14 protein-coding genes and 1 pseudogene are annotated in these 14,411 nt (G+C 71.6%); 5 read left to right on the forward strand and 10 right to left on the reverse strand.

Annotated elements, in window-relative coordinates:
- Positions 1–2 precede the first annotated feature (2 nt).
- Entirely contained in the window at positions 3–1,268 is a 1,266-nt protein-coding gene (locus ABZV40_RS38345) for a lanthionine synthetase LanC family protein (protein WP_355453515.1), read from the forward strand.
- A gap of 21 nt (positions 1,269–1,289) precedes the next feature.
- On the opposite strand, the gene ABZV40_RS38350 is transcribed toward ABZV40_RS38345, so the two are convergent.
- The 4 genes from ABZV40_RS38350 to ABZV40_RS38365 form a co-directional block, all read right to left on the reverse strand.
- Positions 1,290–2,294 carry an LLM class flavin-dependent oxidoreductase gene (locus ABZV40_RS38350; protein ID WP_355453518.1) on the reverse strand — a complete coding sequence of 335 codons (1,005 nt, stop codon included), beginning with the start codon at positions 2,292–2,294 and terminating at the stop codon, positions 1,290–1,292.
- A gap of 201 nt (positions 2,295–2,495) precedes the next feature.
- A complete protein-coding gene (locus ABZV40_RS38355; protein WP_355453521.1) occupies positions 2,496–2,942 on the reverse strand; it encodes a sugar-binding domain-containing protein in 447 nt (148 codons plus the stop codon).
- 102 nt (positions 2,943–3,044) lie between these two features.
- Positions 3,045–4,016, reverse strand: coding sequence for a LacI family DNA-binding transcriptional regulator (locus ABZV40_RS38360; protein ID WP_355453524.1), 972 nt, complete (start codon positions 4,014–4,016; stop codon positions 3,045–3,047).
- Positions 4,013–4,870: a LysR substrate-binding domain-containing protein gene (locus ABZV40_RS38365; protein WP_355453527.1), complete on the reverse strand. Its 858-nt coding sequence runs from the start codon at positions 4,868–4,870 to the stop codon at positions 4,013–4,015. The genes ABZV40_RS38360 and ABZV40_RS38365 overlap by 4 nt, the downstream gene beginning before the upstream one ends.
- Before the next feature lie 77 nt (positions 4,871–4,947).
- Between ABZV40_RS38365 and ABZV40_RS38370 the strand changes: the two genes are divergently transcribed.
- Together ABZV40_RS38370 and ABZV40_RS38375 are read left to right on the forward strand one after the other, a co-directional pair.
- Positions 4,948–6,174: an aspartate aminotransferase family protein gene (locus ABZV40_RS38370; protein ID WP_355453530.1), complete on the forward strand. Its 1,227-nt coding sequence runs from the start codon at positions 4,948–4,950 to the stop codon at positions 6,172–6,174.
- 213 nt (positions 6,175–6,387) lie between these two features.
- Positions 6,388–7,572 carry a glycosyltransferase 87 family protein gene (locus ABZV40_RS38375; protein WP_355453532.1) on the forward strand — a complete coding sequence of 395 codons (1,185 nt, stop codon included), beginning with the start codon at positions 6,388–6,390 and terminating at the stop codon, positions 7,570–7,572.
- On the opposite strand, the gene ABZV40_RS38380 is transcribed toward ABZV40_RS38375, so the two are convergent.
- From ABZV40_RS38380 to ABZV40_RS38400, 5 genes and pseudogenes are all read right to left on the reverse strand, one after another.
- On the reverse strand, positions 7,500–7,655 hold the full coding sequence (locus ABZV40_RS38380) for a hypothetical protein (protein WP_355453535.1): 156 nt from the start codon (positions 7,653–7,655) through the stop codon (positions 7,500–7,502). The two genes, ABZV40_RS38375 and ABZV40_RS38380, sit on opposite strands and share 73 nt — an antisense overlap.
- 177 nt (positions 7,656–7,832) lie before the next feature.
- The gene (locus ABZV40_RS38385; RefSeq protein WP_355453588.1) at positions 7,833–8,222 is read right to left on the reverse strand and encodes a carbohydrate-binding protein; all 390 of its coding nucleotides are present in this window, start codon (positions 8,220–8,222) and stop codon (positions 7,833–7,835) included.
- Between the two features lie 24 nt (positions 8,223–8,246).
- Positions 8,247–10,055: pseudogene (locus ABZV40_RS38390) on the reverse strand (glycoside hydrolase family 3 N-terminal domain-containing protein); the annotation flags it as partial.
- A gap of 132 nt (positions 10,056–10,187) precedes the next feature.
- Positions 10,188–10,733 carry an SMI1/KNR4 family protein gene (locus ABZV40_RS38395; protein WP_355453538.1) on the reverse strand — a complete coding sequence of 182 codons (546 nt, stop codon included), beginning with the start codon at positions 10,731–10,733 and terminating at the stop codon, positions 10,188–10,190.
- Positions 10,734–10,755: 22 nt separating this feature from the next.
- A complete protein-coding gene (locus ABZV40_RS38400; RefSeq protein ID WP_355453541.1) occupies positions 10,756–11,349 on the reverse strand; it encodes a hypothetical protein in 594 nt (197 codons plus the stop codon).
- Between the two features lie 148 nt (positions 11,350–11,497).
- Here ABZV40_RS38400 and ABZV40_RS38405 point away from each other — a divergent pair, with 148 nt between their 5' ends.
- Positions 11,498–13,387, forward strand: coding sequence for a histidine kinase (locus ABZV40_RS38405; protein ID WP_355453591.1), 1,890 nt, complete (start codon positions 11,498–11,500; stop codon positions 13,385–13,387).
- The gene (locus ABZV40_RS38410) at positions 13,375–14,016 is read left to right on the forward strand and encodes a response regulator transcription factor (protein WP_355453544.1); all 642 of its coding nucleotides are present in this window, start codon (positions 13,375–13,377) and stop codon (positions 14,014–14,016) included. Before ABZV40_RS38405 ends, ABZV40_RS38410 begins: the two co-directional genes overlap by 13 nt.
- Here ABZV40_RS38410 and ABZV40_RS38415 read toward each other — a convergent pair.
- On the reverse strand, positions 14,000–14,392 hold the full coding sequence (locus tag ABZV40_RS38415; protein WP_355453547.1) for a hypothetical protein: 393 nt from the start codon (positions 14,390–14,392) through the stop codon (positions 14,000–14,002). The two genes, ABZV40_RS38410 and ABZV40_RS38415, sit on opposite strands and share 17 nt — an antisense overlap.
- Positions 14,393–14,411 lie beyond the last annotated feature (19 nt).

Raw genomic sequence — 14,411 nt, forward strand, 5'->3', positions numbered from 1 at the left:
TCATGGAGAAGTACTGGGGGACCGCCGAGGCAGCCTGGCGGTGGGTGCTAGATCAGATCCGTTACGACGACGCGGTGTGGATCCCGCGATCTGTTGGCGGTGAACTGGACCAGGAAAATCGCGACAGCATGTACTCGGGCGTCGGCGGCCTGGCGTACGCGCTCGCCGAGATCAGCCTGAGCCGGGAGTGGACCGCCGAGGAGCAGCGCCTGGCGGACCTCGTCGCCGAGCAGGTCCGCGCGGGCATCGGCACGTCCGTCGACCACACGTTCTTCTGCGGCCTGGTCAGCGCGATCGGTGTGCTGACCGTGCTGGACGCCCCGGGTGCCGAGGCCGCGGTCACGAGGCTCCTCGACCTGTCCACTTCGGACGGATGGGCGCTGGAGTGGTTCGGTCCGCCGCGCTACCTGGAGGGCGCGCGCTGCCACGACCTCACGCTCGGTTCGGCGGGTGTGCTGCTGGGCGCGGTGTGGGCGCATCGGCACGGTGTCGCGGGAGCGGACGAGCTCGCCAAGGTGGCGGCCGAGGCCGTGCTGGCGGAACGGGAAGAGGCGCCCGCCGGGCTCAACTGGCGTCAGGTGCCGGCGCGCTCGTGCGTCGTGCAGCGGGAGACACCGAACTTCTCGCACGGCCTGGCGGGCATCGCGACCGCGCTGGCCCTGGCCGGTGCCGAGTTCGCGCGCCCCGACCTCGCCGAGGCGGCCGCCGCGGGTGCCGAACACCTCGTGGCGCTCGGTGACACGAGCGACGGCGGCTTCCGGGCGCCGCTGCGCATTCCGGCGTTGGAGGACATGGAGCCGTTCAGCTACGGCTGGTGCCACGGGCCGACCGGTACCTCGTTGCTGTGGCCCGCGCTGAAAAGGGCTGGTGTCACCGAGGTGGCGGGCGTGCCGGTCATGGACTGGCACGCCCGGTGCCTGCACAGCGTTCGCGTCTCCGGCCTGCCCGAACGCCGCTATCCCGGCTTCTGGGACAACGACGGCCGCTGCTGCGGCACCGCGGGAGTGGGCGACCGGCTGCTCGACGCCGGTGAGCACACGGAGTTCGCACTGCACCTCGCGGACGTGGTGGTGGAACGGGCGATCCCGGACGGCTCCGGCGTCTGCTGGCGGTTCGTCGAGCACCGCAACCCCGAGCCGCTGCTGCCCGCCGGCGTCGGCTGGATGGCGGGCGCGGCGGGCATCGCCGGCTTCCTGTTCCACGCGGCCCGCTTCGCCCAAGGCGACACAACCTCGGTGCCACGCCTCGACACCTGGTGGGCGCTCTAGACGGCGTTCATCGAATCAGCCTCAGGCGGGGTGCCAGCCCAGTTCCGGGCCCAGTTTGGTGGCCAGGTCGGTGAGGATCTGCACGTAGTCCTCGTGCTCGAAGCTGAACGGCAGCGCGAACGCCACCTCGTCGACCTCGGAGAAGGCGAGGTGCGCGTACAGCTGCTCGGCGATCTCCGCGGACGTGCCGATCAGGTCGCGGGCGAACATGAACCGGCGCGGCCCCACCGGGGTGGCGGTGCGGGCCGTGCGCCGGTCCACGTAGTCCTGGTACTTCGCGCGCTGCTGCGGCGTGGCCGAGTCGGTCGGGATCACCACGAGCCCCTGCGACACCCGCCCGCCGCCGTGCTCGCGGAACGCGCGGATGTGCGAGAGCTGGATCTCGGCGAAGGTCTCCGACTCCTCGGCCTGGACCACGTTGCTGCACAGCAGGTTCAGTCCGTGCTCACCCGCCCACCGCGCCGACCGCAGGCTGCCGCCGCCGTACCACATCCGTTCGGCGAGCCCCGCCGAGTGCGGCTGCACGCGGTCCGAGAACACCTCGATGCCCCTGGTGCCGCTGAAGTCCGTGACCTTCTCGCCGCGCACGAAGTCCAGCAGCCGCCGCACCCGGTCGTAGCTGAAGTTCTCGACGTCAGCGGTTTCCGGGTACAGCGCGTGCTTGACGTCGTCGTAGTACATCGGCGGCCCGACGCTCACACCGGGGTTGAGCCGGCCGCCGGACAGCACGTCGACGGTCGCCAGGTCCTCGGCGAGCCGCAGCGGGTTCTCCCAGCCCAGCGGGATCACGGCCGTGCCGAGGCTGATCCGGCTGGTGCGCTGGGAGGCCGCGGCGAGGACCGCGACCGGCGAGGAGATGCCGAACTGCAGGTGCCGGTGCCGCACCCACGCGCTGTCGAACCCGAGCTGCTCGCCCAGCTCGATGATCTCCAGCGTGGACCGGTGCCCGGCCGCCGGGTCGTGCTCGTCGAACAACCCGATGGTGAGAAAACCCAGCTTCCGCAACGGTTCTGACTTCCGCGGCACCACACGCCTCCTCGATCAGCCTCCTGCCGAGGCCAGTCGGCTTGCCAGAGGCCCTGTCGGGCAGTCACGTGGATGAAGGGCGCCTTCCTCCACCTGGTGTGGAGGAAGGGCGCCTTCCTCCACACCAGGTGGAGGAAGGCGCCCTTCATCCACCTCGCCAGACGGCGAGTTGCGAGCACGACTTCCGGCCTCCTGCCGATGCTAGTCGCGGCTCAGCTGAGGTCCACATGCTGGAACGTGACGGCGAACGTCGCCTTCCGCGCGTACAGCCGAGTCGATGCCGTCGAACCGCGGCACGGCGGGTTCATCCGGCCAGTCGGAGGGCAGGTCGAACACCAGCCGGTGGTCGCCCGTCGGGTTCTCCGACGGCACGAACGGCGGCTCGACCGGAAACGGGTAGACCACGTTGGTGTACGCGGGGGAGCCGTGGCCCTGCAGCTGCCAGTGGCCCGGCACGGTGATCGTGTCCCAGCCGCTGTCGTCGAAGTCGTCGCGCTCCGCGCCGAGCGGTGCCGAGGCGTGCGGCGACAGCCGGAAGCGCCAGATCCCGTCGAGCGACAGGGACGCGGCGTCGGAGGTGAAGAAGGCACGCGGTGGCAGCGCACCGGTGCCCGGACCGAAGTCCTCGACGTACGACAGCAAGGTCACCCTCCGACAGGCCCGTGAGCGTTCCCGTGAACGTTCACGGGATGCCGCAAGAGTGGGTCGGAACGAACGGGAGTGTCAACCCCCGAGTACTGGAACCGCAGGTCAGGCGGACTCGCGCAGCAGCAGCGCCGCCTGGACCACCAGCTCGTCACCCGCCAGCGGTTCATCACCGGCCAGCAGCCGCGCCGCCTGCTCGACCGCGAGCGCGCCGATCCGGCGGGTGTCGAGCGCGACGGTGGTCAGCTCCGGATCGACCACGGTGCCGAGCTGCAGCCCGTCGAACCCGATCACGGCCAGCTCCCGGCCGAGCCGGCGCGCTGCGCGCAGGGCACCGATCGCGATGGCGTCGTTGAACGTGAAGACCGCCGTCAGGTCCGGGCGCTGGTCGAGGAGCTCGGCCAGCGCCTCGGCGCCGCCGTTCACCGACTGCGCGGCGCCCGTGATGGCGTCCGGGGCGAGTCCGTGCGCCGCCATCGCGTCGCGGAACCAGCGGTACCGGTCGCTCCGGCCGGTGGGGAGCGACTGGTCGAGCATGCCGATGCGGCGGTGACCGGTGGCGACGAGGTGGTCGACGGCCGCGCGGACGCCGCCGGCGCCCTCGATCCGGATGGAGCTGAACCTCGGCGAGTGGTGTTCGCGGCCGATCAGCACCACCGGCATGCCGCGCGTGTGCCGGTCCAGCTCGGTCTCCGGGAGGCCGAGGTAACCGACCACGGCGTCGACCTGCGAGCCGATGACCTCCAGCGTGCCGCGTTCCTCCGCGAGGCTGGCGGCAGTCTCGTACACGACGACGTGCCAGCCGCGGGCGCGTGCCGCCTCCAGCGCGGCGGCGGCGACCTCGGTGAAGAACGGGTTGAGCAGGTCGGGGATGACCAGGCCGATCGACGTGGTGTCTGGCCGCACGAGGCCGCGGGCGAAGCGGCTCGGCCGGTAGCCCAGCTCGCGGGCGGCGTCGAGCACGCGCTGCTTGGTCTCGCCGTCGATCTCGCCCTTGTCGTTGAGCGCGCGCGACACCGTCTGCCGCGACACCCCGGCGGCGCTCGCCACGTCGTTGATCGTGATCTTCTGGCTCATCCCCTGGGAGTATGCAGGGCGTCGAGCACCGCGGTGATCGCGGCGCGCGAATCCCGCCGCACCGCCGCCGTGATCCTCCTGGTCACCGGCAGCTCCTTCGTGACCACGTCGAACCTCGCGTCGACGGCCAGCGCGGGCAGCACCGCGACCGCCAGACCGGCCTCGACGTGCTTGAGCGTCAGCACGTAGTTGCTGAACCGGGCGACGACCCTCGGCTCGAACCCCGCCTGCCGGCACAGCCGCGTGGCCAGGTTCGCCATGTACGAGCCGGGCACGTCGAACGCCCACAGCTCGTCCGCGCAGGCCGCGAGGTCGGTTTTCGGCCGGCCGGGCGGGCTGAGCAGCACGATCGGGTCCTCCGCGAGCGGCACGACGTCGATGTCGGGCGGCACCGGCAGCTCCACGAAGTCGGTCGTCGTGATGATCACGTCGACCTCGCCCGCGAGCAGCGCGGGCATGCTGGCGTGCGGTTCCAGCTCGACGAGCTCCACCTGCAGGCGCGGGTGGTCCAGGCGCGCGATCGCGGGCACGGCCAGGGCGTGGATCGCGCTCTGGAACGCGCCCAGCCGGACCTGTCCGGACGGCTCGTCGCCCAGACCGCGCAGCTCGGCCTCCACGGCGTCCATCTGGTCGAGGATCGACCGCGCCCGCCGCGCCAGGATCAGCCCGGCCGACGTGAGCCGGACGCGTCGCCCGGTCCGTTCGATCAGCTGCGTGCGCGTCTCGCTCTCCAGCACCGCGAGCTGCTGCGACACGCTCGACGCGCTCAGGTTCGCGGCCTGGGCCACCGCCCGCACCGTGCCCAGCGCGTCGAGCTGGCTGAGCAGGCGCAGGCGCCACGGGTTCAGCGTCATGCTGTGCAGTATTTCCGAACAGGGAGCGCGGAAATGTGAGATGGACCTGATGCTCGGCGGGTCCTAGCTTCGGCTGCATGGACACCTTCTGGGACGACGTCGACCGCCACCTGGTCCGCTACGGCGGCACGTTCACCCGCGCGATCATCGACAGCGCGTCGGGGAGCTTCCTGTTCACCGAGGACGGCCGGCGCGTCCTGGACTTCACCTCCGGCCAGATGAGCGCGATCCTCGGCCACTCGCACCCTCGCATCGTCGAGACCGTGCGGCGCCAGATCGCGAACCTGGACCACCTGTTCAGCGGCATGCTCAGCCGCCCGGTCGTCGACCTCGCCAGGAGGCTGGCCGCGACGCTCCCGCCGTCGCTGTCGAAGGTGCAGCTGCTCACCACCGGCGCCGAGTCGAACGAGGCCGCGCTGCGCATGGCCAAGCTGGTGACCGGCGGGCACGAGGTGGTGTCGTTCGCCCGCTCGTGGCACGGCATGACGGCGGCCGCCGCGGCCGCGACCTACAGCGCCGGGCGCAAGGGCTACGGCCCGGCCACCCCCGGCAACTTCGCGATCCCGGCGCCGTCCGGTGACTGGCAGGCGCAGCTGGACCTGGCGTTCGACCTGATCGACGCGCAGTCCGTGGGGTCGCTGGCCGCGTGCATCGTCGAGCCGATCCTCAGCTCCGGCGGGATTCTGGAGCCACCGCCGGGCTACTTCGCGGCCCTGTCGGCCAAGTGCCGCGAACGCGGGATGCTGCTGATCCTGGACGAGGCGCAGACCGGGCTGTGCCGCACGGGCACCTGGTACGCGTTCGAACGCGACGGTGTGGTGCCGGACATCCTGACGCTGTCGAAGACCCTGGGCGCCGGACTCCCGCTGGCCGCGGTGATCACCTCCGCCGAGATCGAGGAGGAGGCGCATCGGAGGAACTACCTGTTCTTCACCACGCACGTGTCGGACCCGCTGGTCGCCGCCGTCGGCAACACCGTGCTGGACGTGCTGGTCGAGGAACGGCTCGACGAGCGGGCCGCGAAGCTCGGCACGTTCCTGCGCACCGGGTTGGACGACATCGCCGCACGACACTCGCTGGTGTCGGACGTGCGCGGGCGCGGTCTGCTGGTGGGGCTGGAGATCGCCGACGAGTCGCTGAGCGCACCGATCACGCGGAAGTGCCTGGAGCTCGGGCTGCACATGAACATCGTGCAGATTCCGGGCATGGGCGGGGTGTTCCGGATCGCGCCGCCGCTGACGGCGTCCGAGGAGGAGCTCGCGCTGGGACTGAGCATCCTCGACGAGGCGATCGGCGCCGCCTGAGCAACACGCGGTGGCGGCCCACCTGGCGTTCGTGCAGGCCGGGGTCGGCCGAACGGCCGAGGCCGACGCTGGTTGCCGGCCGAACGACCATGATCCCTCAGCCCAGGGGCTGATCCGGCGCCACCCCTCCACCAGTAGGCTCGTCCACATCGCGCGTCTGGGGGACGCTGGGGGACGAGGGGTTCTGTTGTGCTGCATCGACTTCGCTTTACCATGCCTGTCGACCTGCGCCGGATCTGGGCTGTGGTCGTGGCGGGGGTGCTGGTCTGGACCTGTGTGAAAGGTTTCGGCGACGGCCTGATCGACCTGCGGGTCTACCTCGCGGGCGGGGACGCGTGGTGGTCGGGAACCGATCTCTACGGCGGAGAGTTCAAGGCCCCTTTCGGGCTGCCGTTCACCTACCCGCCGTTCGCGGCGATGCTCTTCAGCGGACTGTCTCCGCTGCCGGTGCCACTCGTCGCGGTCCTGTTCACCGCCGCCGGGATCGCGCTGTTCACGGCCGCGTGCCACGTGGCGGCGCTCAGGAGCTCCGTGCCGTGGGCGGGTTTCGGCGTGGCGGCCGGGTGCCTGCTGCTCGAACCGCTGCGCGGCGGCCTCGACCTCGGCCAGATCAACATGGTGCTGATCGGTCTCGTCGCCGCCGACTGCCTGCTGCCGCGCACACCGTGGCCGCGGGGTGTGCTGATCGGCCTCGCCGCCGCGATCAAGCTGACCCCGGCGATCTTCGTGCTGTTCTTCCTGGCCCGCAGGCGCTGGCGGCCCGCCCTGACCGCGGTCGGCACGTTCGCCGCCGCCGGTCTGCTGGGCTGGGTGCTCGCACCGGAGCAGTCCAGGCAGTTCTGGTTCACCGCGATGCTCGACCCCGGCCGCGTAGGCGGGCTCGCCTTCAGCGGCAACCAGTCGTTGCGCGGCCTGCTGTTCCGGCTCGGCGCGTCCGAGCACGTGTGGATGGCGCTCTGCCTGGTCGTGCTGGCGGTCACCGTGTTCGCGCTGCCACGGCTGCGCGACGACCTCACCGCGGTGCTGGCCGTGGCCGCCGCGGGACTGCTGATCTCACCGGTGTCCTGGTCGCACCACTGGGTGTGGATCGCGCCCGCGCTGCTGGTGCTCCGGGGCTGGGTGCGGATCGCGGCCGTGGCGGTGTTCGCGGTCGGACCGCACCGGCTGCTGCCCACGTCGGACGACCGGGAGCTCGCGTGGACTTGGTGGCAGCACCTGATCGGCAACGCCTACGTGTGGCTGGCGCTCGCGTTCCTGGGCTGGTGCGCGGTCCAGGCCACGCGTCATCGCTCGCCGGCCAGCGGCGATGTCCGCGACCCCGACGGCTACTTGGTGGCCGGCGCGGGCAGCTTGCCGAGCAACGCGCGGGCCTTCCGCAGGATGTCGGCCTCCTCGTGACCGAACTCCGACAGGTAGTGGCGCAGCGCGTGCCGCAGGAGGACGAGCTCCTCGTCGGTCAGCTCCAGGGTGGTGGTGCCCATGCGTCCATGTTAGGCCTGATCAGGGGGCGACGCGGCCCGGAGACCGTGCCATCACCGGGTTGCCGTCGTCGATGATTGGGGTTCCTTCCTCCACCTGGCGTGGAGGAAGGAACCCCAATCGACAGCGAAGGCGAGCGTCGGAACCCTCGGTTTCGGACAGGAATTCTGATCAGCTGCTCAGTGGGCGAACTGGAACCAGTTCACGTTCGCCAGGTCGCCGCCCGTGCCGCCGGTCGCCACCAGGTACAGCCGGTGTACCCCGGTGGCCCCGGACGCGGCGGCCGTGCGGCTCGTCCACGTCTGCCACCCGCCGGTGCTCGCCGCGGACACCGTGGCGACGAGCGGGCCGGTAGGGCTGTCGAGCCGGTACTGCAGCGTGCCGCCCGCGGTCGAGCCGGACGCGATCCGCGTGGTCACCGAAGCCGGTGGGGTGGCACCGAAGTCGACGTCCGCGTAGGCCACGTAATCGCCGGGCGACAGATAACCGACGTTCTGGCCGCAGCCGGAGTCGGTGCAACGCTCGACCTGGGTGCCGCGCTGCTCGTCGTAGTAGGAGGCGCCGATCATCGCGTAGGCGTTCTGCGTGGCCGGGAACTGTGCGCCGAAGCCGTACGGGAACAGCGGTGTCTTGCCGTCGCCGACGTTGATCGGCTGTTGGCTCGCGCTCTGCATCCACGTGAACGGCAGCGTGCCGGTCGGGCGGTAGTCGCCGAACAGGACGTCCGCGACGCCGTTGCCCTCGGTGCCCGGCAGCCACGCCGCGACCAGGGCGTGCCACTGGGGTAGCTGGGCCGCGATGTCCAGCGGGCGCCCGGACACGAGCACCACGACGACCGGGACGCCCGACGCGCGCAGGGTGTTCAGCGTCGCCAGGTCCTCGCTGTCCAGGCCCATCGAACCAGGCCGGTCGCCCTCGCCCTCGGCGTACGGGGTTTCGCCGATGACGGCGATCGCGGCCTGGTAGCTGCCGTCGATGCCGGTGCCGTTGCGGTTGTACGTCACCGTGGTGGACGACGACACCGCCGCACGGATGCCTTGCAGCACCGTGGTTCCCGGTGTGACGGGGCCGCTGCCGCCCTGCCACGAGCCGGTCCAGCCGCCGCTCTGGTAGCCGATGTTGTCGGCGCTCTTGCCCGCAACGAACAGCTTGCCGGCGGTCTTGGGCAACGGCAGCACGCCGTTCTGGTTCTTCAGCAGCACCTGCGACTTGCGCACGGCTTCGCGGGCGAGGGCGCGGTGGGCGGCGTTGCCGACGGACGGGGTGTAGGAGCGGTCGGTCAGCGGTTTCTCGAACAGGCCGAGCTCGAACTTCTTGGTGAGGATGCGGCGGTTGGCGTCGTCGATGCGCGACATCGGCACGCGACCGGCCTGCACCTCGGCCTTGAGCAGCGTGATGAACGACCGCCACTCGGTCGGCACCATGATCATGTCCAGGCCGGCGTTGATCGCGGTGCGGACCTCGTCGGCGGTGAAGCCGGGCTGTCCGTCGATCTGGTCGATGCCGTTCCAGTCCGACACCACGAGACCGCTGAAGCCGAGCTCGGTCTTCAGCACGTCGGTGATCAGGTACTTGTTGGCGTGCGTCTTGACGCCGTTCCAGCTGCTGTAGGTGATCATCACCGACCCGACGCCGCGCGCGACGGCCTCGCGGAACGGCGGCAGGTGGACCGCTCGCAGCTCGGCCTCGCTGATCTGCGTGTTGCCCTGGTCGTCGCCGTCGGTCGTGCCGCCGTCACCGATGTAGTGCTTGGCGGTGGCCAGCACCGAACCGGGGTCGGAGAGCTTGGTGCCCTGCAGACCGGTGATCAGCGTGGTCATCGACGTCGCGTTCTCCGGCGTCTCGCCGAACGACTCGTAGGTGCGGCCCCAGCGGTCGTTGCGCGCGACGCACAGGCACGGCGCGAAGTCCCAGTCGATGCCGGTGCCCGAGACCTCCTCGGCGGTCGCGCGGCCGATCCGTTGCACCAGAGCGGGGTCGTGGGTCGCGCCGAGGCCGATGTTGTGCGGGAAGATCGTGGCGCCGGTGACGTTGTTGTGGCCGTGCACGGCGTCCACGCCGTAGATCATCGGGATGCCCAGCGGCGTGGCGAGTGCGGCGCGCTGGAAGTTGTCGTACATGTCCGCCCACGACGTGGCGTTGTTCGGTGAGGGCGCGGAACCGCCGCCGGACAGCAGCGAGCCGATCCGGTAGGTGGTGAGGTCGGCGGCGGAAACCGCTTTCCGTTCGGCCTGCGTCATCTGCCCGATCTTCTCGTCGAGCGACATCCGGCCGAGCAGATCGGCGACCCGCACGGGGATCGGCTGGCTCGGGTCCCGGTAGACCGGGTCGGCGGCGCCGGCGGTACCGGCGGGGACTGCTGCGGCCGTGAACAGGAGCACGGCCGCCAGAAGCCTTCTCATGGAACGTGACCTCCATGGGGTGAGGTCCTGTTCGCCTTGCGGCGCAACAGGTTCCGTCAGCGTATCCGGGGCCTGCAAAGTGGTGCAGACCAAAGGGGGACCGGGCATCGTTCCGGTCCCCCTTCCGGCTTCTCAGCGGCACCAGGACTGGACGGTCCCGGCGAAGTCCGGGAACTCGGCCCGTGCCGCGGCCAGGACCTCGGCGGGCGTGCGGGGCTCGACACCGGAGTGCTCCTCCGCCACGGCGCGCAGCTCGTCGTGCCCGACACCGCTCTCGGTCCCGAACTCGACGGCCTCCTGCGGCCCGACCCCACCGGCCAGCAACCACAGGAACTCGCCCAGGCTCGTGGCCACGACACCGGCCTCGCCCTCGGACCCGAAGAACGCCACCGGCTGCGCGACGAGCGGCTGCCCCGGCCGTACCAGCCAGCTGGCCACCAGCCCGCCGGTCCCGTCCTGCCCGAACACCCGGAACGCGGCGCCGTCGAGCTCGGAGTTGCCGGTCCACGCCCTGATCCAGTCGGTCGTCTCCTCGGCGGAGCCGAACTCGTCGCAGGGCTCGTAGTCGATGTTGCCCGGCGCCGGTTCCCCGGACTTCTCGTCGTAGTCCCAGGGGAACTCGACGCCGCTCAACGCGACCAGTGCGGCGGGAAACGTCCGGTCGTCGGTGATCTCCACGCGCGCACGCTACAGACGCACCTCAGGCCGCGATCCGCGCCCTCGTGGCCACGACCGGGCTGCGCATCGCGACACCCAGCATCAGTACGCACAGCCCGTAGACACCGACGCCGAACGCGATCCCGGCGGTGGCCGCCAGCCCGACCAGCAGCGCGGTCCACACCCCGGTCACCAGCGGCACGTACCGGCGCCAGCCCCGCCACACCCCGGCCCGCAGCGTGGTCACGCCGGTCATCAGGAACCCGGCGGCGGTCAGCAGCGTGCCCAGCCCGAAGACCGCCCCGACCACCGACGGACCGGTGGCGGACAACGGTTCCGCGCGGAACGGGATCGACGCCAGCTCGGCGGCGAGCAGCACCGCGGTCCCGGCGACGGCCAGCCCACCACCGGCACGGGCGGCCCTGCCGGTGCCGGCGGCCCCGCTGCGGGCGAACCCGAGCACGCCGACCAGCACCAGCACGTGGAACACCGCGTAGGCGAGGCAGACGAGGACGAAGGTGCCGGCGGACCACGGGTAGCTCCACATCGTGTCCGGCACGGACGGCTGGACGGCCAGCACCAGCGCGGCGGACGCGACGGTCGCGGTGCCTCCCGCGATTGCACTCAACGCGTACATGGCGGCCTCTCTTTCGGAACTGTCGGAGTTGGTGCCGGGAAGCGTGCTGCGCGGGGGAGGCCGGTGGCATCGGCGTGAGCACGGAACCGAATGCAGTGCTGGCACTGTGGTCGGCCCCCTGAACTGCTGTCACGATGACCCGGTGCCGATGCTCGTGTTCGCACTGACCGTGATCGTGGAACTGGGTGCGATCGCCCTCTCGTGGGGCCTCGAACCCCACTACGACACGGTCATGTACGCGATCTACGCGGTCGTCATGGCCGGTGCGGGCGCCCTGATCGCCCGGCGCAGCGTGATCGGCCCGCTGTTCCTGGGGTTCGCGCTGCTCAACGCGGTGGCGTCCGACCTCGCCCAGGGCTGGGCGCTGCGCGGCCTGCCCGGCGGCCACGTCGCGGAGTGGATCAGCGTGGTGAGCTGGCTGCCCAGCGGCTACGGCTGGATCCTCACGTTCGTGCTGTTCCCGGACGGCAAGGCCGGCCGGTGGCGCCCGGTGGTGTGGGCGGGCACGGCCGGGCTCGTGCTGGCCGTCGCCGGGTGGGGCCTCAACCCGGACACCGGCCGCAGTTTCCGCGACGGCCGCAACCCGCTGGCGGTCGAGAGCCTGCCGGCCGGTGCCTTGCTCGCGGTCGGCATGACGCTCTTCCTGGGTGCGCTCGCCGCGTCGGTCGTCGCGCTCGTGGTCCGGTTCCGGCGTTCGGCCGGCCTGCGCCGCCAGCAGTTGAAGTGGTTCGTGTTCGCGGCCGCGCTGGCCGGTGCCGGGCTGCCGCTGTCGTTCGCGCTCTGGTACGTCACGCCCGCCGCGGGCGTCATCGCCGCGGTGGCGTTGACGGGGCTCGTCGTGGCCGCGTGCCTGGCCGTCCTGCGATACCGGCTGTTCGACGTGGACGTCGTGATCAGCCGCACGATCAGCTACGGCCTGCTGACCGTGCTCCTCGTCGCCGCCTACGCGGTGACGGTCGTCGTGGTCGGCACGGCGTTCGGGCGTGGTTCGCCGTGGGCCACGGCGGCGGCGACACTCGTGGCGGCGCTGGCGTTCCGGCCGTTGCGGGAACGGGTGCAGGACGTCGTCGACCGGCGGTTCAACCGGGCCCGCTACGACGCCCGGCGGCGGATGACGGACTTCCTGGAGGCGCTGCGGGCGGGGAAGGCCGAGCCGGAGGACGTCGTGCGGGTGCTGCGCGAGGTGCTGGCGGACCCGGAGCTCGACCTGCTCGTGTACCTGCCGGAGAGCCACGAACACGTCGACCTCGACGGCGTGAGACGGCCTGACGTGACGGGATCACGAGTCGTGGTCGAGCGGGACGGACGGCCCGTCGGCGTGGTCGTGCACACGACACCCCAGGCCGCTCTGGTGCGCGAGGTCGTGGAGGCGGGCGGGCTGGCCGTCGAGATCGCCAGGCTGCGCGTCGAGCTGCGCAGGCAGCTCGGCGAGGTGCGGGCCTCCAGGGCGCGCATCGTCGCCGCCGGGGACGCCGAGCGCCGCCGCGTCCAGCGCGACCTGCACGACGGCGCCCAGCAACGGCTGGTCGCGATCGGGCTCGCGCTGCGGCACGCCCAGCACCAGCTCACCACCGCCACACCCGAGCAGGCCGGCCGCACGATCGACGACGCCGTGTCGGAGGTCGCCGTCGCCATTCAGGAGCTGCGCGATCTTGCCCACGGCCTGCAGCTCGACGGCGGGCTGCGGCCCGCGTTCGACGACCTGGCCCGCCGCTCCCCGCTGCCCGTCGAGGTGCACGCCCCGGCGGAGCGGTTCGCCGAGAACGTCGAGGCGGCCGCCTACTTCGTGGGTTGCGAGGCGCTGACCAACGCGGTCAAGCACGCACGGGCCACCACGGTCGCGCTCACGGTCACCCACAGCGCCGGCAACCTCGTGGTGACCGTGACCGACGACGGGATCGGCGGCGCCGCGCCGTCCGCGGGCAGCGGGCTCACCGGACTGGCCGACCGCGTGGCCGCGCTGGGCGGCAGGCTGCGCGTCGACAGCGAACCGGGTTCCGGTACGACGGTCATCGCGGAGGTGCCGTGCGAGTCGTGATCGCCGAAGACCAGGCGTTGCTGCGCGACGGCCTGGCCCGCCTGTTCGCCGACAGCGGCCACGAGGTCGTCGTCACCCTCGGCGACGCCACCGGGCTCGCGTCCGCGGTGTCCGCCTTCTCACCCGACCTCGTCGTCGTCGACATCCGCATGCCGCCGACGTTCACCGACGAGGGCGCCCGCGCGGCACGTGAGCTCAAGAAGACGCATCCCGGCCTCGGCGTGCTGGTGCTGTCGCAGCACGTCGAGACGACCCACGTGGCGGAGCTGATCACCGAGGGCGGCTTCGGCTACCTGCTCAAGGACCGCGTGCTGGACGTCGCCGACTTCCTCGCCGCCGCCGAGAGGGTCGCCCGCGGCGGTTCGGCGCTCGACCCGCACGTGGTCGCGGGCCTGCTGCGGCGCGACTCGGACGGCCCGCTCGCCACGCTCTCCGAACGCGAGCGGACCGTGCTCGAACTGATGGCGCAGGGCCTCACCAACACCGGTATCGCGAAACGGTTGCAGCTCAGCGAACGCACCGTCGAGGCGCACGTGCGGCACCTGCTGCTCAAGCTCGACCTACCGTCCGATGAGGACGGTCACCGCCGCGTGCTCGCCGTTCTGGTGCACCTCAACGCCAAGACGTGACCGTTTCCGTCAGAGCGGGGCCGGTGCGTCGTTGCCGGACCGCGGCGCGGATGACCCACGCGGCACCCGCCCACCCGGCGAGCACCGCCGCCCAGCTCGGCTCCCAGTCCGGGCGGCCGAGCCGCAACGCCCAGCTCAGCCCGAAGAGCACCAGCACGACGACGATCCCGAGGTCACGCCGCGGCGAGCGGACGGCCGGCTCGGTGAAGATCCGGTCCAGCCAGTCCGCCGACACGACCGCGATGCCCAGCAGCAGCCCGGCGGTGATGAGGTGCCAGGCGAGCGCGGGGGAGAACCCGGTGAGCAGGTGCAACAGGTCGAGCGCGGCCGCGGCGGTGAGCAGGGCGAGCGGCAGTACGACCAGACGGCGCGGCATGTCGTTGTTCCCTTCACTG

This window comes from Lentzea sp. NPDC004782 (assembly GCF_040609115.1).
In the GTDB taxonomy this organism is placed as follows: domain Bacteria; phylum Actinomycetota; class Actinomycetes; order Mycobacteriales; family Pseudonocardiaceae; genus Lentzea.